Origin of the sequence: Nocardia bhagyanarayanae (genome assembly GCF_006716565.1) — a bacterium.
Taxonomy (GTDB): domain Bacteria; phylum Actinomycetota; class Actinomycetes; order Mycobacteriales; family Mycobacteriaceae; genus Nocardia; species Nocardia bhagyanarayanae.
In genome coordinates this window covers 3359768-3385252 of the sequence record NZ_VFPG01000001.1, presented here as the reverse complement: position 1 = coordinate 3385252, position 25485 = coordinate 3359768, and the positions used below count along the sequence as shown (strand labels likewise).

At 70.2% G+C, this 25485-nt stretch carries 22 protein-coding genes; 9 read left to right on the top strand and 13 right to left on the bottom strand.

Translation table 11 applies throughout. The annotated features are described in order from the left end of the window. Window positions 1-39: 39 nt before the first annotated feature. The 5 genes from ligA (FB390_RS14270) to FB390_RS14250 form a co-directional block, all read right to left on the bottom strand. Window positions 40-2154: an NAD-dependent DNA ligase LigA gene (ligA, locus tag FB390_RS14270; RefSeq protein ID WP_141809393.1), complete on the bottom strand. Its 2115-nt coding sequence runs from the start codon at window positions 2152-2154 to the stop codon at window positions 40-42. Between the two features lie 70 nt (window positions 2155-2224). Next, window positions 2225-3274 carry a methionine synthase gene (locus tag FB390_RS14265; protein WP_141811762.1) on the bottom strand — a complete coding sequence of 350 codons (1050 nt, stop codon included), beginning with the start codon at window positions 3272-3274 and terminating at the stop codon, window positions 2225-2227. A gap of 227 nt (window positions 3275-3501) precedes the next feature. Then, complete coding sequence (mnmA, locus tag FB390_RS14260; RefSeq protein ID WP_141809392.1) at window positions 3502-4620, bottom strand: tRNA 2-thiouridine(34) synthase MnmA; 1119 nt, start codon at window positions 4618-4620, stop codon at window positions 3502-3504. Beyond that, window positions 4620-5849: a cysteine desulfurase family protein gene (locus tag FB390_RS14255; protein WP_141809391.1), complete on the bottom strand. Its 1230-nt coding sequence runs from the start codon at window positions 5847-5849 to the stop codon at window positions 4620-4622. The genes mnmA and FB390_RS14255 overlap by 1 nt, the downstream gene beginning before the upstream one ends. A gap of 99 nt (window positions 5850-5948) precedes the next feature. Continuing rightward, entirely contained in the window at window positions 5949-6416 is a 468-nt protein-coding gene (locus tag FB390_RS14250) for a MarR family winged helix-turn-helix transcriptional regulator (RefSeq protein WP_221639262.1), read from the bottom strand. A 113-nt stretch (window positions 6417-6529) separates the two neighbouring features. Between FB390_RS14250 and FB390_RS14245 the strand changes: the two genes are divergently transcribed. The 7 genes from FB390_RS14245 to frdD all read left to right on the top strand — a co-directional run bounded on the left by FB390_RS14245 (window position 6530) and on the right by frdD (window position 13517). Beyond that, window positions 6530-7657: an NADH:flavin oxidoreductase gene (locus tag FB390_RS14245; protein ID WP_141809390.1), complete on the top strand. Its 1128-nt coding sequence runs from the start codon at window positions 6530-6532 to the stop codon at window positions 7655-7657. 81 nt (window positions 7658-7738) lie between these two features. After that, on the top strand, window positions 7739-9730 hold the full coding sequence (gene ligA, locus FB390_RS14240; RefSeq protein ID WP_141809389.1) for an NAD-dependent DNA ligase LigA: 1992 nt from the start codon (window positions 7739-7741) through the stop codon (window positions 9728-9730). A gap of 294 nt (window positions 9731-10024) precedes the next feature. Next, complete coding sequence (locus FB390_RS14235) at window positions 10025-10258, top strand: hypothetical protein (protein ID WP_141809388.1); 234 nt, start codon at window positions 10025-10027, stop codon at window positions 10256-10258. A 25-nt stretch (window positions 10259-10283) separates the two neighbouring features. Beyond that, the gene (gene frdA / locus FB390_RS14230) at window positions 10284-12026 is read left to right on the top strand and encodes a fumarate reductase (quinol) flavoprotein subunit (RefSeq protein WP_141809387.1); all 1743 of its coding nucleotides are present in this window, start codon (window positions 10284-10286) and stop codon (window positions 12024-12026) included. 5 nt (window positions 12027-12031) lie between these two features. Further along, the gene (locus FB390_RS14225; protein ID WP_141809386.1) at window positions 12032-12775 is read left to right on the top strand and encodes a succinate dehydrogenase/fumarate reductase iron-sulfur subunit; all 744 of its coding nucleotides are present in this window, start codon (window positions 12032-12034) and stop codon (window positions 12773-12775) included. Continuing rightward, entirely contained in the window at window positions 12772-13167 is a 396-nt protein-coding gene (locus tag FB390_RS14220) for a succinate dehydrogenase/fumarate reductase transmembrane subunit (RefSeq protein ID WP_141809385.1), read from the top strand. The genes FB390_RS14225 and FB390_RS14220 overlap by 4 nt, the downstream gene beginning before the upstream one ends. Continuing rightward, a complete protein-coding gene (frdD, locus tag FB390_RS14215) occupies window positions 13164-13517 on the top strand; it encodes a fumarate reductase subunit FrdD (RefSeq protein WP_141809384.1) in 354 nt (117 codons plus the stop codon). Before FB390_RS14220 ends, frdD begins: the two co-directional genes overlap by 4 nt. A gap of 39 nt (window positions 13518-13556) precedes the next feature. Here frdD and FB390_RS14210 read toward each other — a convergent pair whose 3' ends face one another. From FB390_RS14210 to FB390_RS14185, 6 genes are all read right to left on the bottom strand, one after another. After that, window positions 13557-14864: a UDP-glucose dehydrogenase family protein gene (locus FB390_RS14210; protein ID WP_141809383.1), complete on the bottom strand. Its 1308-nt coding sequence runs from the start codon at window positions 14862-14864 to the stop codon at window positions 13557-13559. Beyond that, complete coding sequence (locus tag FB390_RS14205) at window positions 14857-15801, bottom strand: glycosyltransferase family 9 protein (protein WP_246124013.1); 945 nt, start codon at window positions 15799-15801, stop codon at window positions 14857-14859. Before FB390_RS14205 ends, FB390_RS14210 begins: the two co-directional genes overlap by 8 nt. Before the next feature lie 31 nt (window positions 15802-15832). Then, on the bottom strand, window positions 15833-17326 hold the full coding sequence (locus FB390_RS14200; RefSeq protein ID WP_141809381.1) for an HAD-IIIA family hydrolase: 1494 nt from the start codon (window positions 17324-17326) through the stop codon (window positions 15833-15835). Then, complete coding sequence (locus tag FB390_RS14195; protein ID WP_141809380.1) at window positions 17323-18945, bottom strand: carbamoyltransferase family protein; 1623 nt, start codon at window positions 18943-18945, stop codon at window positions 17323-17325. The genes FB390_RS14200 and FB390_RS14195 overlap by 4 nt, the downstream gene beginning before the upstream one ends. A 100-nt stretch (window positions 18946-19045) precedes the next feature. Next, entirely contained in the window at window positions 19046-20011 is a 966-nt protein-coding gene (locus FB390_RS14190; protein WP_141809379.1) for an NAD-dependent epimerase/dehydratase family protein, read from the bottom strand. Further along, window positions 20008-20985: a glycosyltransferase gene (locus FB390_RS14185; protein WP_141809378.1), complete on the bottom strand. Its 978-nt coding sequence runs from the start codon at window positions 20983-20985 to the stop codon at window positions 20008-20010. The genes FB390_RS14190 and FB390_RS14185 overlap by 4 nt, the downstream gene beginning before the upstream one ends. Window positions 20986-21092: 107 nt before the next feature. On the opposite strand from FB390_RS14185, the gene FB390_RS14180 reads away from it, so the two are divergent. After that, the gene (locus tag FB390_RS14180) at window positions 21093-22478 is read left to right on the top strand and encodes an aldehyde dehydrogenase family protein (RefSeq protein WP_141809377.1); all 1386 of its coding nucleotides are present in this window, start codon (window positions 21093-21095) and stop codon (window positions 22476-22478) included. Further along, window positions 22460-23404 carry a glycosyltransferase family 2 protein gene (locus FB390_RS14175; protein WP_221639261.1) on the top strand — a complete coding sequence of 315 codons (945 nt, stop codon included), beginning with the start codon at window positions 22460-22462 and terminating at the stop codon, window positions 23402-23404. Before FB390_RS14180 ends, FB390_RS14175 begins: the two co-directional genes overlap by 19 nt. A gap of 27 nt (window positions 23405-23431) precedes the next feature. Here the strand turns inward: FB390_RS14175 and FB390_RS14170 are convergent, their stop codons facing one another. Continuing rightward, on the bottom strand, window positions 23432-24565 hold the full coding sequence (locus FB390_RS14170) for a lysophospholipid acyltransferase family protein (RefSeq protein ID WP_246124012.1): 1134 nt from the start codon (window positions 24563-24565) through the stop codon (window positions 23432-23434). After that, window positions 24562-25389 carry a GNAT family N-acetyltransferase gene (locus FB390_RS14165; protein ID WP_141809376.1) on the bottom strand — a complete coding sequence of 276 codons (828 nt, stop codon included), beginning with the start codon at window positions 25387-25389 and terminating at the stop codon, window positions 24562-24564. Before FB390_RS14165 ends, FB390_RS14170 begins: the two co-directional genes overlap by 4 nt. Window positions 25390-25485: the final 96 nt, after the last annotated feature.

Below are 25485 nucleotides of genomic sequence, written 5' to 3'. Positions count from 1 at the left end.
CAAGTGCCGTTCGCCATCACGCGAAATCACCGCCCGGTGCTATTCCTCGACGTCTCCTTCGGCGTTGGACGCCGCCGCGGTCACCGCCTCCGGCCCGCCCTCCAGCAACAACCGGAATCCGTCCTCGTCCAGAATCGGCACGCCCAGCTCCTCCGCCTTGGCCGCCTTGGAACCGGGCGACTCGCCGATCACCACGAACGCCGTCTTCTTGGAGACCGAGCCCGCTGCCTTGCCGCCGCGCATCAGGATGGCCTCTTTGGCGCCGTCGCGCGAGAAGCCTTGCAGCGAACCGGTGACGACGATCGACAGGCCCTCCAGCGTGCGCTCGATCGACTCGTCGCGCTCGTCCGCCATCCGCACACCGGCCGCGCGCCACTTGTCGACGATCGCACGGTGCCAGTCGACGGTGAACCACTCGGCCGCCGCCGCGGCGATGGTCGGGCCGACGCCGTCGGCGGCGCCGAGTTCCTCGGCGGTGGCCGACTCGATCCGCTCCATGCTGCCGAATTCGGCGGCCAGCGCCCTGGCCGCCGTGGGACCGACGTGCCGGATCGACAAGCCGACCAGCACCCGCCACAGCGGACGGTCCTTGGCGGAATCCAGGTTGTCCAGCAGCCGTTTGCCGTTCGCCGAGAGGGTTCCGCTCTTGTTGGCGAACAGCGAGGTGGTGAGCAGGCGCGACTCGTCGAGGTCGAACAGATCGCCCTCGTCGGCGATGGCGCCGGACTTCAGCAGGTCGATGGCGGCCTCGTAGCCGAGCGCCTCGATGTCGAAGGCGTTGCGGCTCGCGACGTGAAACACCCGTTCCCGCAGCTGCGCGGGGCAGGAACGCTGGTTCGGGCAGCGGATGTCGGCGTCGCCCTCCTTCTCCGGCGCCAGCTCGGTGCCGCATTCCGGACAGTGCGTCGGCATGACGAACTCGCGTTCCTCGCCGGTCCGCGCGTCCACCACCGGTCCGAGCACCTCGGGGATCACGTCGCCCGCCTTGCGGATGGTGACGGTGTCGCCGATGAGCACGCCCTTGCGCTTGACCTCCGAAGCGTTGTGCAACGTAGCCATCGAGACGGTCGAGCCCGCGACCGACACCGGCTCCATCACCGCGAACGGCGTGACCCGCCCGGTGCGGCCCACGTTGACCTGGATGTCGCGCAGCTTGGTCGTAGCCTCCTCGGGCGGGTACTTGTAGGCGATCGCCCAGCGCGGCGCGCGCGAGGTGGAACCGAGGCGACGCTGCAACGACATCTCGTCGATCTTGATGACCTGGCCGTCGATCTCGTGCTCGATGTCGTGGCGGTGCTCGCCCCAGTAGGCCACCCGCTCGATCACCGCCTCGATGCCCTGCACCCGCCTGGTGTGCTCGGAGACCGGCAGGCCCCAGGCGGCCAGCGCGCGGTACGCCTCGTACTGCGACGTGGGCGTGTAGCCGTCGATGCGGCCGAAACCGTGGCAGATCATCCGCAGCCGCCTGCGCGCGGTGACCGACGGGTCCTTCTGCCGCAGCGAACCGGCTGCGGTGTTGCGCGGATTGGCGTACGGCGGCTTGCCCTCGGCGACGATGGACGCGTTGAGGGTCTCGAAGTCCGCCAACCGCATGTACACCTCGCCGCGCACCTCGAGCAGGTCCGGGATCGGGAACTCGTCGGTGGCGGCCAGCTCGGCGGGGACGTCGTCGATGGTGCGCGCGTTGAGCGTGACGTCCTCGCCGGTGCGGCCGTCGCCGCGAGTCGCCGCGCGCACCAGCCTGCCCTTCTCGTAGACCAGGTTGAGCGCGACGCCGTCGATCTTCACCTCGCACAGGTAGTGCAGGTTCGGGCCGGTCTCGGCCGCGACCCGCGCGGCCCAAGCGCGTAGTTCGTCGTAGCTGAACACGTTGTCCAGCGAGAGCATGCGCTCCAGGTGGTCGACCGCGGTGAAGTCGGTCGCGAAGCCGCCGCCGACGAGCTGAGTCGGGGAATCGGGCGTCCGCAGATCCGGATGCTCGTCCTCCATGGCTTGCAGCCGCCGCAGCAGCTCGTCGAACTCCCCGTCGGAGATGATCGGCGCGTCGCGCACGTAATAGCGGAACTGGTGTTCGCGAACCTCGTCCGCGAGCCGCTGCCACTCCACCCGCTGCTCTGCCGTCGCCGGAACCGCCGCACTCTCGCTCTCGCTCACGAAAGGCACAGTAGTCGAGGACACCGACACATTCCCGCACGTCGGGGCCCTGTCGCGGGGCCCGGACCGGTCAGGAGAAGGTCAGCGACTCCGGGTCCTCGGCGAAGGCGCGGGCCACCTCGTTCGCCAGATTCAGCGCGCGCCGGGCCCAGGAGAGCGGCGCGCCCGCGAGCCCGCACGCCGGTGCGACGAGCACGCTGTCGGCGAGCGCGGCGCGCGGGAAGCCGAGGCGGTCGACGAGACGCACGCCCGGTTCCGCGATCTCGCGCCAGGTGACCGGCGCCTGCGGCATGGTCGCCTGCGCCGCGGTTCTGCTCGCCGGGTCGGTGGTCGGCACCAATCCGAGCACCAGCCGCTTCCCGGCGTCGAGCGTCTCGCCGATGCTGTCGAGATCGCGGGTGCGGATCGTCGCGACGTCGAAGCCGAGCGCGGCGGCCGCGCTGCGACGCAGAAAGTCCAGCGCGGGCGGCTCGGCGCAGCTGTGCACCAGCACCGGCGCGGCTTGCGCCTCGATGACGGCGTCGAGCACCGCGAGCGCCTCCGGGTCCGGCATCGCGCGCACGGTGTCCAGCACGCTGACCCCGCGCAGCGAACCGTTCAGCACGTCGGTCAGCGACGGCTCGTCGAGTTGCAGCACGACCCGCGCGCCGAGCCGTTTGCCCACTTCGGCGACGTGCTGGGCGAGGCCCTCCGCCAAAGACTCCGAAAGATCGCGCAGCGCACCGGAATCGGTGAGCGCGCGGTGCCCGCCGGGCAGCTCGACCTCGGCGGCCAGCGTGAGCGGACCGGCGGCCTGCACCTTGACGACCCGTCCGGTGCCCGCCGAACCCGATGTCTCCCATGCCTCTTCGAGCGCGTCCAGGTCGGCGCGCAGCAGATCGCGGGCGCGGCGGGAGACCGCGCCGGGCCGCGCGGCGAGCCGGTAGCCACGGGTGCTCGTGTCGAAGCGCATGTCCACCAGCAGGGCCGAGACGCGGCCGATCATGTCGGCACCGAGGCCGCGGCCCGGCAACTCGGGCAGGTGGGTCAGCTCGGCCAGCTCGCCGAGCACGGTGTTCGCCGCTTCGCGCGGATCGGCGCCCGGCCAGGAGCCGACGGCCGTCGCGATACCGCCGGGCAGCGGCTCGGACGCGCCGGGTTCGACGGAATCCGCAGCGTCAGTACCGGTTTCGCTCACCACGTCCTACCCATGTCGATGTGTGATGGATGCCGCCGCGTGCACCGGTGGCTCGACGCCTGATGCCGAGATCCGTGCTGTCCCGCCCGGCCGCGGCATCGTGACATTACCCCGCACCGAAGCCGGGGCGATCACGGCGTATGGCCACTCGGGACGGGCGATCGGCTTCGCTACCGCGCCTCGACCCGCGCCGCGTCGTCGGCCGCGTGCGGCTCGCGCGAGGTGTCGCTGATGGTGCCGCTGCCGATCACCTCGTCGCCCTGGGCGTCGGGCCGGTACAGCACGACGGCCTGTCCGCGGGCGACGCCGGTCAGCGGTTCGCGCAACCGCACCTCGAGACCGTCCCCGACCGCCTCGGCGACCGCGGGCGCGGTGCCGCCGTGCGCGCGAACCTGCGCGACGCACTCGATCGGTCCTTCCGGCGTCGTGCCGGAGGTCCAGATCGCGCGCTCGGCGCGCACCGTCCAGACCCGCAGGTCCTCGGCCGAGCCGACGCGCACGGTGCCGGAGTCGGGATCGATGTCGGTGACGTAGCGCGGCTTGCCGTCGGCCGCGGGACCCGCGAGTCCGAGGCCCTTGCGCTGGCCGATGGTGAAGCCGTGCACGCCCTCGTGCTTCGCGAGCACCTGGCCGTCGGCGTCCACGACCGCGCCCGGCCGGACGCCGATCTTCGCGCCGAGGAAGGCGCGGGTGTCGCCGGAGGGGATGAAGCAGATGTCGTGGCTGTCGGGCTTGTTCGCCACCGCGAGTCCACGCTCGGCGGCCTCGGCCCTGATCTGCGGCTTCGGGGTGTCGCCGACCGGGAACATGGCGCGCGAGAGCTGCTCGGCGGTGAGCACCGCGAGGACGTAGGACTGGTCCTTGTCCGCGTCCACCGCGCGGCGCAGCACGCCGTCCTCGAGCCGGGCGTAGTGGCCGGTGACGACGGCGTCGAAGCCGAGCGCCACCGCGCGGTCGGCCAGCGCCGAGAACTTGATCTTCTCGTTGCAGCGCAGGCACGGGTTGGGCGTCTCGCCCGCCGCGTAGGCCGCGACGAAGTCGTCGATCACGTCTTCCTTGAAGCGGTCCGCGAAATCCCAGACGTAGAAGGGGATTCCGAGTACGTCCGCCGCGCGGCGGGCATCACCCGCGTCCTCCTTCGAGCAGCAGCCGCGCGAACCGGTGCGCAGCGTGCCGGGTGTGGCCGAGAGCGCGAGGTGCACGCCGACCACCTCGTGCCCGGCGTCGACGGCGCGCGCCGCCGCCACGGCGGAGTCGACACCACCGCTCATCGCCGCGAGTACCCGCATCACACACCACCTTTCGCACCGGCAAGACCAGCGGCCCTGGCCCGCTCCACCACTTGGGGCAAGACATCGAGGAGGGCGTCCACGTCGGCGCGGGTCGACGTGTGCCCGAGGGAGAATCGCAGCGAGCCGCGCGCCACCCATGGCTCGACGCCCATGGCGATCAGCACGTGGCTCGGAGTGGCCACGCCCGCGTTGCAGGCGGAGCCGGTCGAGCATTCGATCCCCGCGGCGTCCAGCAGCATCAGCAGCGAATCACCTTCGCAGCCGGGGAACGTGAAGTGCGCGTTGCCCGGCAAGCGCTGCGCGCCGACCGGGCCGTTCAGCACGGCCTCCGGCACCGCCGCCGTCACGCCCGCGATGAGCGCGTCCCGCAGCGCGACCAATTCGGCCGTGCGCGTGGGCAATTCGGCGACCGTCGCGTCGAGCGCGGTGGCGAGGCCGACCGCGGCCGCGGTGTCCGACGTGCCGGAGCGCAGGTCGCGCTCGTGTCCGCCGCCGTGCAGCAGCGGCACGCACCCGACCTGCCTGCCGAGCAGCAGCACACCGACGCCGTGCGGTCCGCCGACCTTGTGACCTGCGAAACTCGCCGCGGACAGGCCGCTCGCCGCGAAATCGATGGGGAGCTGGGCCGCGGCCTGGATCGCGTCGCTGTGCATGGGCACACCGAATTCCTGTGCCACCGCGGCCAATTCGGCGATCGGCTGGATCGCGCCGACCTCGTTGTTCGCCCACATGACGGTGACGAGAGCGACCTCGTCGGGGTTCTCGGCCAGCGCCGCCCGCAGCGAGCGCGGCGACACCACGCCGTCGGCGTCCACTGGCAGCCAGGTGGCCTGCGCGCCCTCGTGCTGCTCGAGCCACTCCACCGTGTCGATGACCGCGTGGTGCTCGATCGAGCTGGCGATGATCCTGGTCCGGCGCGGCTCGGCGTCCCTGCGCGCCCAGTAGATGCCCTTGACCGCGAGATTGTCGCTCTCGGTTCCGCCGGAGGTGAAGATCACCTCGGACGGCCGGGCGCCCAGATTCGCGGCGATCGACTCGCGCGCCTCCTCGAGCAACCGGCGCGCGGCCCGCCCCGATCCGTGCACCGACGAGGCGTTCCCCGGCCGCGCCATGGCAGCCGTCATCGCCTCGATCGCGGCGGGCAGCATCGGTGTGGTCGCCGCATGATCGAGGTAGACCGTCTGGGGCGCAGCACCGGTGACCGGACCCGAAAAAGCCGACTTCATGACCAGTAAAGGATAGCCGCAGCGGGTCGGCACTTATTCCCGGCCGAGACGGGGCCGACAACACCCACTTTGAACTGCGTGGACCGGAGTCGTTGACGCCTATCGACCGGCGACCGACGTGGACGATTCGGACCGGGTGCCGAGCCGGGCGACGAAAACCTGTTCCAGCAGTGCGCACAGACGGTCCCGGTCCTGGTCGCTGAGCCTGTCAAGGCCGTCTCGGGTGGCGCACATTTTCGCCCGGATCGTGTTGGTTACCTGTTCACCCTCGGGCGTGATGACGAGATTGGTGACGCGCCGGTCGGATGCGCTGGCCTCCCGGCGCACGAGGCCACGCTTCTCCAGCCGGTTGATGATCCCGGTCACGTTGGAGGCGTCGCAGGCCAAGGTGTCGGCCAAGGCGCGCATCGCGACGGGCCCCCGGCGCAGCACGCTCAGCGTCCTGGCCTGGCTCGCGGTGAGGTTCTCACTCGCCGCCGCGGCTGTGAAGTCGCTGTAGTAGGTGCCGAGCGACAGCGACAGCAGCTCCATGAGCTGGGCCGTGTCGACGCGGGGAGCTTCTGCCATGACAACCACATTATCCGCGGAAACTTGACCATCTCAAATACTTACCTCTACCGTGTGCGCATTATTTGAAGTTCTCAACCATCGACAATGTCAAGTAACTACTAGGAGCAGCAGTGACCATCACCGCGTCCGAGACGTCCCGCACGGCCGAGATCCTGTCCCGGCCCGTCACGCTGAACGGCCTGACCGTCCCGAACCGCATCGTGATGGCGCCGATGACGCGCATGTTCTCCCCCGGCGGCATTCCGGGTGACGACGTGCGGTCGTACTACGCCCGGCGCGCCGCCGCCGGCGTTGGCCTGATCGTCACCGAGGGGACCTACATCGGCCACGAGTCGGCGGGGCAGAGCGATCGCGTGCCGCGGTTCCACGGCGAGGAGCAGTTGGCGGGGTGGGCGCAGGTCGCCGCGGACGTACACGCGGCGGGCGGCACGATCGTGCCGCAGCTGTGGCACATCGGCATGGTCCGCAACCAGGGCGACGCGCCCTACCCCGATGCGCCCGCCATCGGGCCCTCCGGTATTCGTGTCGACGGCACCGAGGGCATCGGTAAGGCGATGACCCAGAGCGACCTGGACGAGGTCATCGGCGCCTTCGCCGAGGCCGCAGCCGACGCCGAGCGCATCGGCTTCGACGGCGTCGAACTGCACGGTGCGCACGGCTATCTCCTCGACCAGTTCCTGTGGGGCCGGACGAACCGCCGTGACGACGTCTACGGCGGTGACCCCGTGGCCCGGACGAGGTTCGCGGCCGAGGTCGTCGCCGCGGTTCGTGCCGCCGTCTCGCCCGGCTTCCCGGTGATCTTCCGTTACTCGCAGTGGAAGCAGGAGGCCTACGACGCGCGACTCGCCGAGACCCCGCAGGAACTGGAGGCGATCCTGGCTCCGCTCGCCGCGGCGGGCGTGGACGCCTTCCACGCATCCACCCGTCGCTACTGGCTCCCGGAATTCGACGACTCGGACCTGAACCTCGCAGGCTGGACCAAGAAGCTCACCGGCAAGCCCACCATCACCGTCGGCTCGGTCGGCCTCGACGGCGACTTCCTCCGTGCGTTCACGGGCCAGGGCGCCGAGCTCGGCAGCCTCGACAATCTCCTCGATCGCTTGGAGCGCGACGAATTCGACTTGGTCGCCGTCGGTCGCGCCCTGCTTCAGGACCCGGAGTGGGCGTCGAAGGTCCTGGCGGGGCGGGTCGACGAGCTGAAGCCGTACGACGCGGCGGCACTGCGGACGCTCAGCTAGGCGGGGTGGGCGCTCGCCCCTCTCGACACCACCGGAAGCCCTCGAGGGGAGTGTCGGTGGGTATCGGTAGCGTCGGGTGCTGTGGAAACTGGGGAACGTATCCAAGAGCTCGCGGACCGCATCGTGGCGCTGCGCGACGCCTACTATCAGGGTTCGCCGCTGGTCGCGGACGCCGAGTACGACGCGCTCGAGGACGAGCTCCGTGACCTGATCGCGGCGCACCCCGACCTCGCGCCCGACCCGAATCCGCTGGAGCAGGTCGGCGCGCCCGCGGTGCTGCACGCGCCGGTCCGGCACTCGCGTCCGATGCTGTCACTCGAGAAGGCGACCAAGCCGGAGCAGGTCGCGGCGTTCTTCGACCGTTTCCCCGGCCAGCCGGTGGTGGTGATGCCGAAGCTCGACGGCTTGTCCCTGGCCCTGATCTTCGACGACGGGCGGTTGGTGCGTGCCGTGACCCGGGGTGATGGCACCACCGGCGACGACGTCACCGTCCTGGTCCGCGCGTTGGTCGATGGCGTCCCCGAACAGATCGGCCTCTCGGGACGGGTGGAGGTCCGCGGCGAGGCGGTGATGCTGCGTTCGACCTTCCTCGCCTACAACACCGCGCATCCGGACAAGCCGCTGATCAATCCGCGCAACGCCGCCGCGGGCACATTGCGCGCGAAGGACCCGGCCACGGTCGCCGAGCGGCGCTTGCAGTTCTTCGGCTTCGACCTGGACACCCCGGCCGACGCCGCCGCGGTCGACTTGGAGGAGGCGCTGGCGGCACTGGGGATCACGGGCGCGCAGATGCGGCACTGCGCCGACGCCGAGCAGGCGCAAGCCGCGATCACCGCGATCGAGCGAACCCGCAACGAACTCGACTACGACCTCGACGGCGCGGTGCTGCGACTGGCCGACCGTGATGCTTACGCGGCGGCCGGAACACGATCGAACTCCCCGCGCGGCGCGTTGGCGTTCAAGTTCGCCGCCGAGGAGAAGACCACCGTGCTGGCCGACGTGGTCTGGGACGTCGGCAAGACCGGCAAGATCGTCCCGGTCGCGTGGCTGGAGCCGGTGTTCGTGGGCGGCACGACAGTGACCAAAGCGACGCTGGCCAACCAAGAGGTGATCCGCGCCCGCGACATCAAAATCGGTGACACGGTCCTGGTGCGCCGCGCGGGCGACGTGATCCCGTTCGTGGCCGGCGTGCTCGACGCCTCCAAACGCACGGGCGAGGAACGGGAGATCGTGCCGCCCACCACCTGCCCCTCGTGCGCGCAGCCGGTGACCGAGCAGGGCAACAGCCGAGAACTGTTCTGCACCAACGCCTCCTGCCCCGCACAGACGGTGCGCAGGCTGATCCACTGGGCCTCGCGGGCGGCGGCCGACATCGACGCCATCGGACCGGTGTGGATCGAACGCCTGGCCGAGGCGGGCATCCTGGAGAGTCCCGCGGACTTCTACACGCTGACGAAGGAGCGCCTGCTCGAGTTCGACCGCATCGGCGAGGTCTCGGCCGGGCGCATGATCGACTCGATCGATGCCAGCCGCCGGGTCGGCCTGCGCCGCGCGCTGATCGGCCTGGCGATCCCGATGGCCTCCGACGGCACCGCCGCTCGCCTGGCCCGAGCGGGATTCGGCTCCCTGGAGGAGGTCGCCGACGCGGGCGAGGAACGGCTCGTGGCGGTGGAGGACATCGGACCGAAGGTCGCCGCCTCCTTGGTCGAGCATCTCACCCGCCTACGTCCGGAATTGGAGCGGCTGCGCGCCGCGGGTGTCAGTCTGGACGTGCGTGAGGAGGACCTGCCTCCGGTCGTCGCGGCGGGCGCACCCCTGGAAGGCAAGGCGGTGGTGATCACCGGCGCCATCAGCGACCCGCGCTCCGGCGAAAAGGTCGCCCGCCCGACATTCCAACGCCTGTGTGAAAAAGCGGGCGCTACTGTGGCGTCCTCTGTCTCGGCGAACACCGACCTGCTCGTCACCGGTGCGGGAGTCGGTGAGAGCAAGCTGGCCAAGGCGGAGAAGCTCGGCGTCGAAGTCGTCGGCCAGGGCGAGATCTGGAACTTACTGATCGCCGCCAACGTCGTCTAGACCTCGGTGAGCCCCGGCTGGGCTCCGAAGCGGCCAACCGGTTTCCAACTGGCCTGCTCCCGCTGCATACGGGGGCGCTGGCCGCTGGCAACTCTTGCGCAGCCCGCCGAACGTCCCGGTGCCGAAGTTGGGCCAGGTACTGGTGAAGTGGGATCGGTTCGCCGACAACGTATCAGTGCAGGTGGTCGCGTCCGCCCGCCCCGGATCACCTCCTGCGGCACCGGCGCAATGCGCGTACGCTTATGTGTCTACACCGATCAGTAGGGTGTGCCACCGGTTTGCCGGGAGGCGGAGATGCTTAGCACCACCGAGCAGTTCAGCACCGAACGCGCCCCGTGCGGGAAACAGCGGGGCGGGGCTCGCCACCGGGAAGACGACGAAGCGGGCCTGGTCATCGACGATCTGCGTTACGACTGCGGCTGCCGCAAGATTCGACACGAATTCCACGACGGCAGCGTCCGGATCAAAATCGTCCGCCACGACGGCAAGGTCCTGATGGACGAGCACAGCGCCGACTTCGAGGCCTGACCGACGACGCCCGGGTGGTGCCATCATGACCGCTTCGCACGATGTAGTGATCATTGGCGGTGGCGGCGCGGGCCTGCGTGCGGCCATCGCAATCGCGGAACACAACCCGCAGTTGAGTATCGCGATCGTTTCCAAGGTCTATCCGATGCGCAGCCACACCGTCTCCGCCGAGGGTGGCGCCGCCGCCGTCGCCGGTCCCGGCGACAGCCTCGACGAGCACGCGCACGACACGGTCTCCGGCAGCGATTGGCTCTGTGATCAGGACGCTGTCGAGGCCTTCGTCGAGGAAGCGCCGCGCGAGTTGCTCCAGCTCGAGCATTGGGGATGCCCATGGAGCCGCAGGCCGGACGGGCGCATCGCGGTGCGAGCGTTCGGAGGCATGACGAACAACCGCACCTGGTTCGCGGCCGACAAGACCGGTTTCCACATGCTGCACACGCTGTTCCAGACCGCGCTGTCGTATCGCGACATCGTCAGGTACGACGAGTGGTTCGCCACCACGCTGCTGGTCGACGACGGCAAGGTGGGCGGCATCGTAGCCATCGAACTGGCCACCGGACGCGTCGAAACCATCCTCGCCAGCGCTGTCATCGTGTGCACCGGCGGCTGCGGGCGGGTGTATCCGTTCACCACCAACGCCAATATCAACACCGGCGACGGTATGGCGTTGGCCTACCGGGCGGGCGCGCCGCTCAAGGACATGGAGTTCGTCCAGTACCACCCGACCGGCCTTCCGTTCACGGGCATCTTGATCACCGAGGCGGCGCGCGCGGAGGGCGGCTGGCTGCTCAACAAGGACGGTTATCGCTACCTGCAGGACTACGACCTCGGGACGCCATCACCGAAGCCGGTGATGCGCAGCATGGAACTCGGACCACGTGACCGGCTGTCGCAGGCCTTCGTGCACGAACTCGACAAAGGCCGGACCATCGCCACGCCGTACGGACACGTCGTCCACCTCGACCTACGCCACCTCGGTGCGGACCTCATCGACACGAAGCTGCCGTTCGTGCGCGAGCTGTGCTCGAAGTACCAGAACATCGACCCGGTCCGGGAGCTGATTCCGGTTCGCCCTGTCGTCCACTACATGATGGGCGGCATCCATACCGACATCCACGGCGCGACACCGCTCGGCGGCTTGTACGCGGTGGGTGAGGTCGCCTGCGTCAGCATCAACGGCGCCAACCGGCTCGGGTCGAACTCCCTGCCCGAGCTGCTGGTCTTCGGTGCGCGAGCCGGTCGTGCCGCCGCCGAGTACGCGAGCTCCGCCACAGTCCGCCAGACACCGGCGGTCTTGGCGCGCGGGCGCGCCGAACAGGACCGGCTGGAACGGGAATTGACCCGCCACGCCGAGGGCTCCGAACGCATCGCCTCCATCCGCACCGAGATGCAAGAGACGCTGGAGACCGGTGCCGGGATCTACCGGGACGGCGACTCCCTCACCGCGGCGGCCGAGAAGGTGCGCGAGCTTCGCGATCGGTTCGACAGCGCGCACCTCGATGATCGCAGCCGGGCGTTCAACACCGAACTGGTGGCCTTTCTGGAGCTGTCGTGCATGCTCGATGTGGCGGAATGCATCGTCGCCTGCGCGCTGGCACGAGAGGAATCCCGGGGCGCGCACCAACGGACCGATTTTCCCGCCAGGGACGACCAGCGGTTCCTGGCCCATTCGCTGATCCAACGGCAGCCGGACGGTTCGGGCCGCGTCTCGTACCTCCCGGTGACGATTACTCGGTGGCCTCCGGCCGAACGCGTATACGGGAGGTGATGGCGATGGCGGACCGGATAACCCTGCAGGTCGCGCGCTACCGACCTGATCGAGACGACGAACCTGTGGTGCAGTCGTACGAGGTGCCGCTGCGCAAGGAATGGACGGTGCTCGACGGTCTCAACTACATCAAGGACTACCTCGACGGAACGGTGTCCTATCGGTGGTCGTGCCGGATGGGTATCTGCGGTAGTTGCGGCATGACCGTCGACGGCGAGCCACAGCTGAGCTGCGCCACTTTCCTCACCGACTACGCGCCGGGGCCGGTGCGGGTCGAGCCCTTGCGCAACTTCCCCGTGATCCGGGATCTCGTCATCGAGATCAGCGACTTCATGCAGAAGCTGACCGCGGTCAAGCCTTGGCTGATCAGGGAGGAGCACCGGCCACCCGAGGACGGCGAGTACCTGCAAACACCGTCCGAGATGGACGACTACTCGAAATACAGCATGTGCATCAACTGCATGCTCTGCTACTCGGCCTGTCCCGTCTTCGCGCTCGAGCCCGAGTTCATCGGTCCGGCGGCGATCGCGCTGGCCCAGCGCTACAACCTCGACTCGCGTGACGAGGGAGCCGCGGATCGGCGGGACGTGCTCTCGTCCGCCGAGGGAGTATGGTCCTGCACCTTGGTCGGCGAGTGCTCCACCGCCTGCCCCAAGGGGGTCGACCCGGCCGGCGCGATCCAACGCTACAAACTGACCGCGGCCACACAATCGGTGCGCGATTTCCTCATGCCTTGGCGGGCACGATGACCACGACGACACCCCGGTTGTACCGGAAGCCGGTCCCCACGTTCTGGTGGCTCCAGCGCCGCTCGTACCTGCTCTTCGTGCTGCGCGAACTCAGCAGCGTGTTCGTCGCCTGGTTCGTGGTGTATCTGTTGCTTCTGGTCGACGCGGTCGGTTCGGGAAGCGCGGAGTACCAACGGTTTCTGAGCTGGAGCTCCGGCGGGTGGGTGGTCGCGCTCAACACGATCGCCCTGCTGTTCGTGCTGCTGCACACGGTCACCTGGTTCGGTCTCGCGCCGAAGGCGATGGTCGTGCGCGTACGGAACCGGCGCGTCGCACCGGCCGTGATCGTCGGGGCGCACTATCTGCTGTGGGGTCTGCTGACGGCGCTCGTGCTGTGGGTGGTGCTGCGATGACGAACAAGAGATCCCCGGAACCGTTGGCGTGGTTGCTGTTCAGCGCGGGCGGGATGGCCGCCGCGCTGCTCGTACCGGTGCTGCTGTTCCTGTTCGGCCTCGCCTTTCCCCTGGGCTGGCTGCCCGCGCCGGACCACGCGTATCTGCTCTCGGTGTTGCGTCACCCTCTCACCCGGCTGATCCTTTTCGGCCTCTGCGTCCTGGCCTTGTTTCATTGGGCGCACCGCTTCCGGTACACGCTGGCGCACGGCTTGCGGCTCGAGCGGTTCAGCGCGTTGATCGTCGCGATCTGCTACGGCGCCGCCGTCCTCGGCTCGGGAATCGCCGCGTACTTGCTGCTGCGCGTCTGAGGGACTACCGACCTTGGTGCGGATCGAGGGCTACGCGCACTACGCCTGAGGGCCAGGGGTGCCGGTGCCGAGCAAGGTGAAGCCGGTGCCGGTGAGCAGTCGCTCGTCGAGCAGGTTTCGGGTGTCCACGATGACGGCTCGGTCGACGTCGGCCGCGAGGCGGGTCCAGTCGAGCGAACGGAACTCGGGCCACTCGGTGAGGATGACGATCGCGCCCGCGCGCTTCGCCACCAGATAGGGGTCGTCCACGACGCGGATGCCGTCGAGGGCGGGTGCGCCCGCCTCCCGGACACACGGGTCGTACGCGGTGACCTCGGCGTCGTGATGGGACAGTTGCCGCGCGATCGCGACGGCGGGGGAATCGCGCAGGTCTCCCGTCCCGGCCTTGAACGCGAGGCCCAGCACGCCGATCCTGGTCCCCGACAGCGAGCCGTCGACGGTGCCGGTGACCGCGCGGCGGATCTTGCGCATCACCATCGCGTGCTGATGGTCGTTGGCGCGCAACGCGTCTCGGACCATGGCGAAGTCCACGCCCGAGGCCTCCGCGGCCCGCAGCAGCGCGCGCGTGTCCTTGGGCAGGCAGGAGCCGCCCCAGCCTGGGCCGGGCGCGAGGAAGGCCGGGCCGATCCGATCGTCCATGCCCATCGCGTCGGTGACCTTGGTGATGTCGGCGCCGACCTGCTCGCACAGTTCGGCGAGCGTGTTCACGAACGAGAGCTTGACCGCGAGGAACGCGTTGCTCGCGTACTTGGCGAGTTCCGCGCTGGCGGTATCCGATCGCAGCACCGGCGCGCCGGTTCCGGCGTACAACGCCGCGACGCGATCGGCCGCTTCGTGGTCCCGCTCATCCGCACCGATCAGGACGCGGTCTGGATGCAGGAAGTCGTGCACCGCGTGGCCCTCACGGAGGAATTCGGGATTGCTGACGACCGCCGGGAGACCGAACAGCGCCGGAATCCGCGCCGCCGTCCCCACCGGAACGGTGGACTTGGTGACGAGCACGCACTCCGGCGGCAGGACCCCGGTCAGGGTCTCGAGCGCGTCCTCGACGACACCGAGGTCGGCCGTACCGGCGGCGCCCATCGGAGTCGGCAGACACAGCAGAACCACTTCGCATTCGTGCAGCGCCCCCGGATCCGAGGTGAAGAAGAGCCGGTTCTCCGCGAGCCCTTCGCGAACCAGTTCGGGCAGATCGGGCTCGACGATCGGGACCGTCCCCGCGCGCAGCGCCGCGATCTTGGCCTCGTCGTTGTCGACGCAGACCACATGGTGTCCGAGGTGCGCCAGGCAAGCGGCACTGGTGAGTCCCACGTAACCGGCACCGACGACACCGACGCGATTACCCATGGCGCACCTTCTCTCCCAGCAGTCCGGCCGCGGCCGTCAGCACCTGTTCGGGTCGCAGCGTGAGCAGCCCGGGATCCGGCCGGTCGGCGTGCGGATCGCCGACGTCCCCGGCCCACAGCGCGACATGCTCTTTCGCGGCGGGCGGCGGCCCCCACCGGTGCGGCGGCGTCGGGCCGAACAGCAGGACCGACGGTGTGCCGAAGGCGGTGGCGAGATGACCGACTCCGGTGTCGCCGCACACGACGAGCGCCGCCTCGGCCACCAGTGCGGCGAGCTGCGCCAGATCGGTGCGTCCCGCGTACACCGCCGAGGGCGGCAGGCCCGCCTGCCGGGCGACCGAGTTCGCCAACGGTATTTCGTCCCGAGTCCCCGTGATCACCACGCGGTGGCCGTCGGCGGCGAGTTCCCGCGCGACGTGCGCGAAACGTTCGGCGGGCCAGCGGCGCGCCGGAAAGGCCGCGCCGGGATGGATCACGACGACGTTCGACTCGGGGGCGGGCTGTCGTGGTGCGGGCAGCCGCAGCGCGGCGGGATCGGCGTCTATCCGCGCGGACTCCAGCAGCCGGCACCAGCGATCCACCTCGTGCATGTCGTCGTGCCACTCGGGGCCGGGCAGGTCGGGAAACTCCGGATGACGATGGCTCAGCAGGATGTCCGGCCTCGTCGCGAGCAGATCGCGGATGCTTTCCGGCCCGCTGCCGTGCAGGTTGACCGCCAGCCTCGGCGGCGCACCCGGCCAGCGGAGCGCACCGAGTCCCTCGGTGGGCAGCAGTTCGTCGACCGCGTCGACGAGTTCGACCAGATCGCGCAGGGACTCCGGCGCGGCGAGCACCACGCGGTCGTCCGGGTACGCGTCGCGCAATCCACGCAGCGCGGGCACGACGGTCAACAGATCGCCGAGGCCCAGTGCGCGAAGCACGAGGATCGAGCCGGTCAAGGCCACGATCCCTCGGACAGCGCGCGGCCTGTCACGGCACACCCGCCAGTGCCAGCCGAACAGCCTCGGCCAGGTCTTGCGCCACGGTCGCTTCCTGCCGCGCGCGGTGCACTTCTTCGGGAAGGGTGCGCGCCGTCGGCACCAGGATCGCGCGCGCGCCCGCGGTCGTCGCGGCGGCGACATCCGCGCCGGTGTCGCCGATGACGACGCACCTGCCGATATCGACGCCGAGCTCCGCCGCGGCCCGCCGGATCAGGCCGGGCTCGGGTTTGCGGCACGCGCAGCCGTCGCCTTCGCCGTGCACACAGACCTGCCAGGTCGCGAACGGTCCGAGCAATTCCTCGACACGGGAGTTCACCGCGGCCAGCTGTTCGTGGCTGATCAATCCCCGCGCGACGCCGGACTGGTTGCTGACGATGCCGAGCGGGATGCCCGCCGCCCGCACCATCCGCAGCGCGTCGACGGCGCCGGGCACCGGGCGGACCTTGGTGGGGTCGCCGAGGTAGGGGACGTCGACGATGAGGGTGTCGTCCCTGTCGAACAGCAGCGCGAGCGGCGAGGCGTGGGTCACGTGCCGGTGGCGCAGCTCGCCGCGCAGCCGGTGCCAGCACGCGGCGGGTGGAATCAGCGCGCTGCTCAACAGCATTCGGCCGATCTCGTCGGGCGTGCGCGGCCCCGGTGCGATCCGGCGCGCGGCGAATTCGCCGGTCAGCGTCGCCCAGAGCGCCGCCGACGCCAGGGCGGCCCGTTTGCGTCCGGCGATGCCGAGCGCGACGGCGGCCACACCCGCGGCCGTGGTGAGCGCGTGGCGAGGCAGCAGACCCTTGTCCTCGCCGACGCGCTGCCGCCATCGGGGGCCGTACTTTCGCCGCATCAACGCGTTGTCGGCGTTGCCGCGTTGCGCTCGCACACTGGCCATGGGCCCCGACTGGCGGACCGGGTGGCGAGTGACCCGCTGTCCGTGCGCGACGACGTACCCGGCGAGGCAGACCCGCAGCGCCAGATCGGCGTCCTCCCGGAACGCCCTCGGGAACCGTTCGTCGAAGCCGCCGACCGCGACCAGCGCGGACCGGCGATAGGCCATGTCCGCCGTGATCCACCGCGCGGTGGCCAGACGGGCGACTCCCCGTTCCTCGTCGGTCGGTCGGCGGTGCTTCGGCAGCGGAACCTCGATGCGGGCCGTGGAAGCCGCCGTTCGCTCGTCGAGGTCGCGCAGGTCGTCGGCCAAGCGGGCTGGCCAGTCCGCCGCGGTGAGCACGTCGTCGTCCAGGAAGGCGATCCATTCACCCGTGGCGTGTTGCCATCCCGCGTTCCGCGCCGCGGCGGGTCCGTGGCCACCCGAGCGGATCACCCGCACCGGAGACAGGGTCTCGGGCAGCGGTAGTTCCCCGCCGTCGGGCCGATCGTCGACGACGACGATCTCCCGCGGCTTCGGGCCGGTCGCGGCGTCGAGCGACGCGAGAAGCGACCGAAGATTCGCCCGGCCCATGGTCGGAATCACGACGCTGTAGTCCACGGCGTTCATGCGCGCCGGACCAGGAACGAGCCGATGGCGAGCAGATCGATCGGCGCGGAACCGAAGCACTCGAGCGCGTCGCGTGGCGAATCGACCATCGGCCTGCCCGCGGTGTTCAGGCTCGTGTTGACCACCACGGGCAGACCCGTGAACCTGTCGAACTCCGCCAACATCCGCGCCACGACGGGGCTGTCCGCGGGATCGACGGTCTGCACCCGCGCGGTGCCGTCCACGTGCGTGACGGCGGGGATCCTGGCCCGCCACTCCGGCGCGACATCGTGGATGAACAGCATGTACGGGCTCGGCAACGGTCCGCGTCCGAAGATCTCAGCCGCCCGGTCGGCGAGGACCATCGGCGCGAGCGGGCGGAACTGCTCGCGCCCCTTCACATCGTTGAGGCGTTCGAGATTCTCGGCCCGGCCGGGATGCGCGAGCAGCGAACGATGCCCGAGGGCGCGCGGGCCGAATTCGGCGCGGCCCTGGAACCAGGCCACGACTTGGTCCGCCGCGAGTGCTCGGGCCACATCGGCCGCCACGTCGTCGGACCTCGTGTACGCGACCTTCGCCGTGCGGAGAATCGTCTCCAGCTCCTGGTCGGTCCACTCACGACCCAGTCCGGCCGCCCGCATCGGGGTGGCGCGCTCACCGAACTCGGCGGCCAATTGCAGCGCGGCGCCGAGCGCGGTGCCCGCGTCACCGGCCGCCGGCTGCACCCAGATCCGTTCGAAGGGGCCTTCGGCGTGCAGCCGGGTGTTGGCGACGCAGTTCAGCGCGATGCCACCGGCCAGCGTGAGGTCGCGCTTGCCGGTCTGACCGTGCAGCCAGGAGATCGACTCCAGCAACACGTCCTCGAGTCGCCGTTGGACGGTCGCGGCGAGGTCGGCGTGGTCGCGGCGGAACTCACCGCCGACCACGGCCGGTGCGAAGGAATCCCAGTCCACGGGTTCGGTCCGGAAACCGCCGTCACCGGTGGAATACACGAGTTCGCGGAACCGGTCGAGAAACCGGGGCGTGCCGTAGGACGCCAGGGCCATCACCTTGTATTCGTCACTGGAACGGGCGAATCCGAGGTGCTCGGTGAGGTCCTCGTACATCAGACCGAGCGAGTGCGGCAGCCGCTGCGAGGCCAGCTCGACGAACTTGCCGTCTCGGTACTCTCCGGCCAGATACGAATGGCTCTCGCCGCGGCCATCGGCCACCAGAACGGCCGAATCGCCGAACGGCGCGGCGAGCGCGGCGGACGCGGCGTGCGCCAGGTGATGTCGCACGAAACGCACTTTCGTGGGATCGAGGCCGGGCAACGCCGCCGCGAGGAACGCGGGCGCTCGGAAGGCGTAGTCCGTTCGGGTCTCTTCGCTTCCGGGGTCCAGGCCGTCGAGCGAGTGATCGACCAGCTTCGGGTCGTAGGAGTAGCCGACCGCGTCCAGCTCTTCGGGACGTATTCCCGCTCTGTCCAGACACCATCGGGCCGATTGCTCGGGCAGCTCCCACGCGGAGAACGGCACCGGCCGCTTACCGTGCTTGCGCCGGCTGAACCGCTCTTCCTCGGCGGCCGCGACGATTTCGCCGTCCACGATCACGGCGGCGGCGGGATCGTGGAAAATCGCGTTGATTCCAAGGATGCGCACGTGCCGCCTTTCTGTTCGAGACGGATGCGGGACCTGTCGGCCGACCGCTGGCGTTTATGGGGCGCTACCCTGCGCGGTCGCCACTAAACCGACGCGCCGCTCAGCGCACCGGCTCCTCGGCGGGCGCGGCGGCGCGCCCCGCGAACCACTCGATCGTGCGGCGCAGCCCATCGTCCCTGGTCACCGACGGCCACCAGCCCAGTTCGCGCCGGGCTAGCGAGATGTCCGGGCAGCGCCGCCGCGGATCATCGATGGCGCCGTCGACGTACCGCACGGCGGACCTGCTGCCGCTCAACGAGCGGATCTCCTCGGCAAGGTCGCGCACCGAGACTTCATCGGCGTTACCGATGTTCACCGGTCCCGGGTAATCGCTGGACGCCAACGCGAGCAGGCCGCGCACCGTGTCCTCGACATAGCACAGCGAGCGGGTCTGCTCGCCGGTTCCCGCGATGGTGAGCGGCGCGTCGGCCAACGCCTCGGCGATGAACGTGGGCACCATGCGGCCGTCGTCGGTGCGCATCCAGGGACCGTAAGTGTTGAAAATTCGGGCGATTCCGGTGTTCACGCGCCGTTCCCGGCGAAACGCCATGGTCAACGCCTCGGCGTAGCGTTTCGCCTCGTCGTAGACGCTGCGCGGACCGACCGGATTGACGTGGCCCCAGTAATCCTCGCGTTGCGGGTGCACCGCCGGGTCGCCGTAGACCTCGCTGGTCGACGCGAGGACGAAGCGAGCGCGATTCCGCTCGGCCAGCCCGAGTGCGTTGGCGGTCCCGGCCGAACCGGCGCGCAGCGTCTCGATCGGCAGCCGCAGATAGTCCGGGGGCGACGCGGCCGACGCGAGGTGGAAGACGACGTCGAAGGAGCCCACCGCGGGGAACGGCTCGGTGACGTCGTGCTGGACGAGGTCGAACCCGGGTCGGTCAAGCAGCCGGGCGGCATTCTCCGGTGTGGATGTGGCGAAGTTGTCCAGTGCGACCACCGCGGCGCCCGCGTCGAGCAACCGCTCGCACAGGTGCGATCCTACGAATCCGCAACCGCCGGTGACCAATACGCGTTCCGCCTTCATCCGGTGACCTCCGCGAGTAGGGAATTCCACCGACGCAGGAAGGCGTCGAGGCCGTAATGCTCCAGCGCGAACTGCCGTCCGGCCTTGCCCGCGAGTACCGCGAGATCGGGTTCGTGCAGGAATTCGTGGAATTTCGCGGTGAGCGACGCGATATCGCACGAGAGCGCGCCGGCTTCCGGCGGCACCGCGCACACGGCCTCGGTGGTGGCCAGTGCGACCACCGGCATCGCCAGGTGCATCGCCTCGAGCAGCGACAGGCCGAGCGAGGTCCACCGCGCGGTGTGCAGGTATATCCGTCGCCGCGCCATTTCCCGGTGCAATGCCGACTGTGCGAAATCGCCGATTCCGCGAATCGGATGCCGGGTGGGTCTGTCCGTCGTGAAGCCGTCCGCGCCGATGCCGTACAGATCGATGGGTCCCGCCATCGCCAGGTCGGGCAACAGATCGCTGCCCGTGATCCGGCCGCGCCGCATCGGTTCGTTGATCAGCGCTACGCCGTGCGGCAGCTCGCCGGTGTAGAGCGCGCCGGGGTCCACGATGCCGTGCGGCACGACCCGGGTCGGCGCGATTCCGTTGTCCCACATGAGCTCGTTGAAATGCGTGACGTGCACCAGCGGGATGTCGGCGCGATCCGCCAGCGGATGCCTGGTCGTGGCCGCGCTGGGGCGCGGAGTGTTGTGCTCGACGTAAACCGCGGGAATATCGGCGCCGGGACGGCGGCCCAGCCAGCGCTCGGTGAGCTCGATCTCCTCCGGGCGTTGCAGAACGACCACGTCCGGCTCGGTCTCGCGCAGTTCTCGCGCGAGCACCTCTTCGACGGACGGCCAGTCCCTGCCGCAGAGCCCACGCCCCCATGGCCCACCGCCTTGCACCACGGGGACCAGATAACGGTGCGGCCCTTGGACGAACGACGTCGTCCACGAGCCGTGCACATGCCACAGCAGCACGGTGCGCCGTTCGACAGTGTCGGCCACGTCGATAGCTGTTGCCTGTCGTGATCGGATCAAACCTGGCCCTCGCACCACCGGCACGGCTGTGGCCGCACGGGTTTGAATCGCGGGCCGCAGGCAACGCCCGCGGTATGAGCGGACCGAGAGCTGTCACGTTTCCCACCGAAGACGGGGCGACGATCGAGATCCTCGATCCCGCCACCGGCGCCACCGTCGGCACGGTGCCCATGACCGGGCTCGCCGAGATCGATCAGCGGGTGGAGCTGGCCAACCGTGTCCAGCCCGCGTGGGCGCGCACCCCGGCGGCCGAGCGGGCGGCGGCGCTTCGCACCTGCGCCGCCTCGCTCCGCGAGCGCGCCGACGATCTCGCCGAGCTCAACCACCGCGAAACCGGACGCCCTCGGCCGGAGGGCAAGGAGGGGGTGTCGGCCGCGGCCGCGACGTTGGAGCAATACGCCGAACTGGGACCGGTGCACCGGGGCAAGAGCCTGCAGGGCGATTTCGACGCGACCGACTTCATGGTGTGGGAACCGCGCGGCGTCGTCGTCGCGCTGACGCCGTGGAACGATCCCGTCGCGGTGTCCTGCGGTCTGCTCAGCGCGGCGCTGGTCACGGGAAACACGGTCGTGTACAAGCCGAGCGAACGCGCGCCGCATACCGGCGCTCTGCTCGGCGAGCTCTTCGCCGGTGCCCTGCCCGAGGGTGTTCTGCAGACGGTGCAGGGCGATGGGAGGGTCGGCGCGCTGCTCGCCGCACGCACCGACGTGGACGTCGTCGCGCACGTCGGCAGCACCGTCACGGGACGGTCGATCGCGAAAAGCGTTGCGGCCACGGGCGCCAAGGCCCTGCTGGAGAACGGCGGCAACGACGCGCTCGTCGTCGACACCGGTGTGGATCCCGTGTGGGCCGCCGGGCAGGCGGCGCTCGGCGCGTTCGCCAACGCCGGTCAGATCTGCGTGTCCGTCGAGCGGATCTTCGTGCACCAAGACGTCGCGGAGGCCTTTCTCGCGGCGCTGGTCGCCGAGGCCGAGTCCTGGCGTGCGGCGCCGTTGGTCGACCGGCGCCATCGTGATCAGGTGCACGCCCAGGTGCGCGAGGCGGTCGACGACGGCGCCGAACTGCTGACCGGCGGAACCATGCCGGACGGCGCGGGCGCGTGGTATCCGGCCACCGTGCTGGCACACTGCGATCCCGGCATGCGGATCATGCGCGAGGAAACGTTCGGTCCGGTCGCGCCGGTGCGCGTGGTGAACACCTTCGAACAGGGTCTCGGGGAGGCCGCGAACGACGATTACGGTCTCGCGGCGACCGTGCTCACCCCGTCGATGGCCAACGCGCAACGCGCCTGGCGGGAACTGCCGGTCGGCACGGTGAAGATCAACGCGGTGTTCGGCGGAGCGCCCGGCGGTGCGGCGCATCCCCGTCGGGCCAGCGGAACCGGCTTCGGTTACGGGCCCGAACTGCTGGACGAGATGACCCAGACGAAGGTGGTGCACCTGTGCCCGGCCCCGATGTAGGCCCCAGTACGCCGGTGTTGCCGGAGAGCGACTACCGAGACGCGTCGCGAGCTCCGAGCACGGCACGCACCACCGTCGTCATCGCCACCCGCAATCGCGCCGCCGAGCTGGCCCGCACCTTGACCGAGTTGCGGGCACTGCGCCCGAGTCCCGCGATCGTGGTGCTGGACAACGCATCCGACGACGACACCGCGGGCACGGCGGAGGCCTTTCCGGATGTGGAAGTCGTCCGGCTGCCCCGCAATCTCGCGGCGGCGGCGCGCAACCTCGGCGTCGCGATGGCACGGACCCCCTACGTCGCCTTCAGCGACGACGACTCCTGGTGGGCCGCCGACGCCATCCCGGAAGCCGAGCGGCTGCTGGACGAACATCCCCGGCTGGGCCTCGTCGCGGGACGCACGCTCGTCGGCGCGGACCAGCGCGAGGATCCCGTCAACGAACTGATGGCGCGCAGCCCGCTCGGTCACCTCCCCGGCCTGCCCGGCCCGTCGGTTCTCGGCTTCATCGCCTGCGCGGCGATCGTCCGCAAGGAGGCGTACCTGCAAGCGGGCGGATTCAATCCGCTGTTCGGCGTCGGTGGCGAGGAAACGTTGCTCTCGCTCGACATGGCCGCCCGCGGCTGGCACCTCTGCTATGTGCCGGACGTCCGCGCCCACCACCACCCCTCGGCGCAACGCCCACCCAACAGCCGGCGCAAGCGGACCGAACGGCGCAACAGCGCGTTGGTGGTCTGGATGCGGCGGCCGCTGCGGCGGTGTGCGGCCGAGACCGCAGACCTGCTGCGTCGAGCGACGCGCGAACCGGAGACGCTGCTGACGATCGCGGCGATCGTTCGCCGCCTGCCTCGGGCTCTGGCACAGCGGCGAACGCTGCCGCCGGACGTGGAACGTAGCGTCAGGACGCTAGAACTCGCCGAGGCGAGTTAGCGACGGGTCGCTCGCCGCGCGGCGGGCTCAGGCGGGTGCGCTGTCGGATGCGGTCTCGGCACGCGGCGCATGCTCCGGCACGCGCCCGCGACCGCGGAAGACCGCGACCGCGCGGCTGCGCAGTCCACGCCGATCCACGCCGCTGTGGGTGACCGCGGCAGGCGCCGTCGGTTCGGCGGCGGGCGCCGGGTCCTCCACCCGGGTCGCGGTGGCCTCGATCCACCGGGTGTCGTTCAGTCCGTGCCGAGAGCGTTCGTCGCCGCGCACGGCCAGCTCACAGCGGCGGGCCAGATCCTTGCGGTCCAGGCCCGGGTACTCCGGCGGCTCGAGGACGATCTCGGCGATCATGCCGCGGGAACGCAACACGCGCAGGGCCGAGTCACCGAAGGAATCCTCGCCGACGAAGCCGGGGACGGTGCAGCGGTCGCCGTGCCCGTCCAGGTAGCGCAGCCGCACGGGCTGTACGAAGGTTCCGGTGTCGATCGCGGCCTGGAACAGTGCGGGCCGCATGGTGCCGTACGCGCGGCCGCACCAGGTGGTGCCCTCCGGGAAGACGGCGACACGCTCGCCCGCGGCGAGGCGCGCGCCCAGCTGGCCGACGATGTCCGGCAGCTGGCGCAGCCGCTCGCGTTCGATCGGGATGACGCGCATCAGCTTCGCCAGCCCGCCGAGCAGCGGCCAGTCGATCAGATCGGCGCGCGCGACGAATCCGAGCGGCTGCACCGCGGCCAGCGCGACGACGTCGGTCCAACCGATGTGCCCGGTCACCACGAGCACGCCGGTGCCGCGATCGGCGTAACGGACGTCGGCGGTGGCGGCCGCGGACGCGGCGCGTTCGGCGCCGACGCGGGAGGCGATCGCGCGCTCGGCGGGCACCGGATCGGTGGGAATGCGCTTGTCCACCACGCGCAGTCGCATCCCGAGACAGCGCAGCAGCATCCGCGCGTATTCGCGCTGTAGGTTTTCGCGCCGTCCCGCAGGTGTCGCGAGGTGGCACATCGGATAGGTCAGCAGCAGCCCGGCGACGCCGAGCGCGCGGGCGACCACCCGCGCCGTGCCGATCTCACCGATCGGCTCGATGCAACCGGGCCCGCAGGGGCTCGACGGCATCCACGCGTGCACGGCCTGTGCGGGCGGCGCCTCGAAGACCACGGTCCTCACCGCCCCCCGTCGAGGGCCGCGGCAGCGCCCTGTAGTCGGTCCAGGTACCTCGTGTTGATGGTGTCCAGGCCGAGCAGAGCGACGAAGTCGGCGACCGCGAAGTCGGGATCGTGCGCGGGCTCGCCGCAGATCTCCGCGCCGAGGCGCAGGTAGCCGCGCAGCAGCGGCGGCAGCTTGGGCCGCGCGGGCGGGGTCAGCTCGTCGAGCGTCTTGCCGTCGACGACCACCGGACGGTGCGGGTGCACCCGCCGCTCCGGATCGGAGGCGTGTCGCCCGAGCAGCATGTCCCGCACACCGCGCACGTTGACGCCCGCCGGATCCGCCGGAGAGTCCTGCATCGGCACCGACACGCAGCCCATCACCCACTCGTATCCGGTGAGCTGGATGTAGTGCAGGATGCCCGCCCACATGAGAGTGAGCACCGAGCCGTTGCGGTGGTCCGGCACCACGCAGGCCCTGCCCATCTCGACGATCCGCTGACCCTCGGGATCCAGCTGGGCGAGGTCGAATTCGGTGGCCGTGTAGTACCCGCCCGCCGCGGCGACCTTGTCCGGCGGCAGCATCCGGTAGCAGCCGACGAACTGCTCGGTGGCGTCGTCGCGAACCAGCAGGTGGTCGCAGTGCTCGTCGAAGCGGTCGGCGTCCAGCCCGGTGCCGTTGTCGGGGATGCGGAAGCCCGGCTCGTTGGCGAACACGCCGTAGCGCAGCCGCTGCGCCGCCTCCCTGTGCTCGGCGTCGGACGAGACGACCAGCGAATAGCGCGACCGTTCCACCCCCGAGTCCGTCGGTCGAGCCGGGGCTGTCAGCACGGACGAAATAGTCATATCCGTGATGAAGCCAGTCCGACACTGCGCCGGGGCAACCTCGAAGTTGCGTGCCGATGCAGGCTAGGTTAACGAGACGCCGGTCACACCCAAGGT

Coding starts and splice junctions, on each gene's coding strand:
- mnmA (WP_141809392.1), bottom strand. CDS start 4,620: ATGCGGGTACTCGCGGCGATGAGCGGTGGTGTCGACTCCGCCGTGGCG.
- FB390_RS14255 (WP_141809391.1), bottom strand. CDS start 5,849: ATGAAGTCGGCTTTTTCGGGTCCGGTCACCGGTGCTGCGCCCCAGACG.
- FB390_RS14250 (WP_221639262.1), bottom strand. CDS start 6,416: ATGGCAGAAGCTCCCCGCGTCGACACGGCCCAGCTCATGGAGCTGCTG.
- FB390_RS14235 (WP_141809388.1), top strand. CDS start 10,025: ATGCTTAGCACCACCGAGCAGTTCAGCACCGAACGCGCCCCGTGCGGG.
- frdA (WP_141809387.1), top strand. CDS start 10,284: ATGACCGCTTCGCACGATGTAGTGATCATTGGCGGTGGCGGCGCGGGC.
- FB390_RS14225 (WP_141809386.1), top strand. CDS start 12,032: ATGGCGGACCGGATAACCCTGCAGGTCGCGCGCTACCGACCTGATCGA.
- FB390_RS14220 (WP_141809385.1), top strand. CDS start 12,772: ATGACCACGACGACACCCCGGTTGTACCGGAAGCCGGTCCCCACGTTC.
- frdD (WP_141809384.1), top strand. CDS start 13,164: ATGACGAACAAGAGATCCCCGGAACCGTTGGCGTGGTTGCTGTTCAGC.
- FB390_RS14210 (WP_141809383.1), bottom strand. CDS start 14,864: ATGGGTAATCGCGTCGGTGTCGTCGGTGCCGGTTACGTGGGACTCACC.
- FB390_RS14200 (WP_141809381.1), bottom strand. CDS start 17,326: ATGAACGCCGTGGACTACAGCGTCGTGATTCCGACCATGGGCCGGGCG.
- FB390_RS14190 (WP_141809379.1), bottom strand. CDS start 20,011: ATGAAGGCGGAACGCGTATTGGTCACCGGCGGTTGCGGATTCGTAGGA.
- FB390_RS14180 (WP_141809377.1), top strand. CDS start 21,093: ATGAGCGGACCGAGAGCTGTCACGTTTCCCACCGAAGACGGGGCGACG.
- FB390_RS14165 (WP_141809376.1), bottom strand. CDS start 25,389: ATGACTATTTCGTCCGTGCTGACAGCCCCGGCTCGACCGACGGACTCG.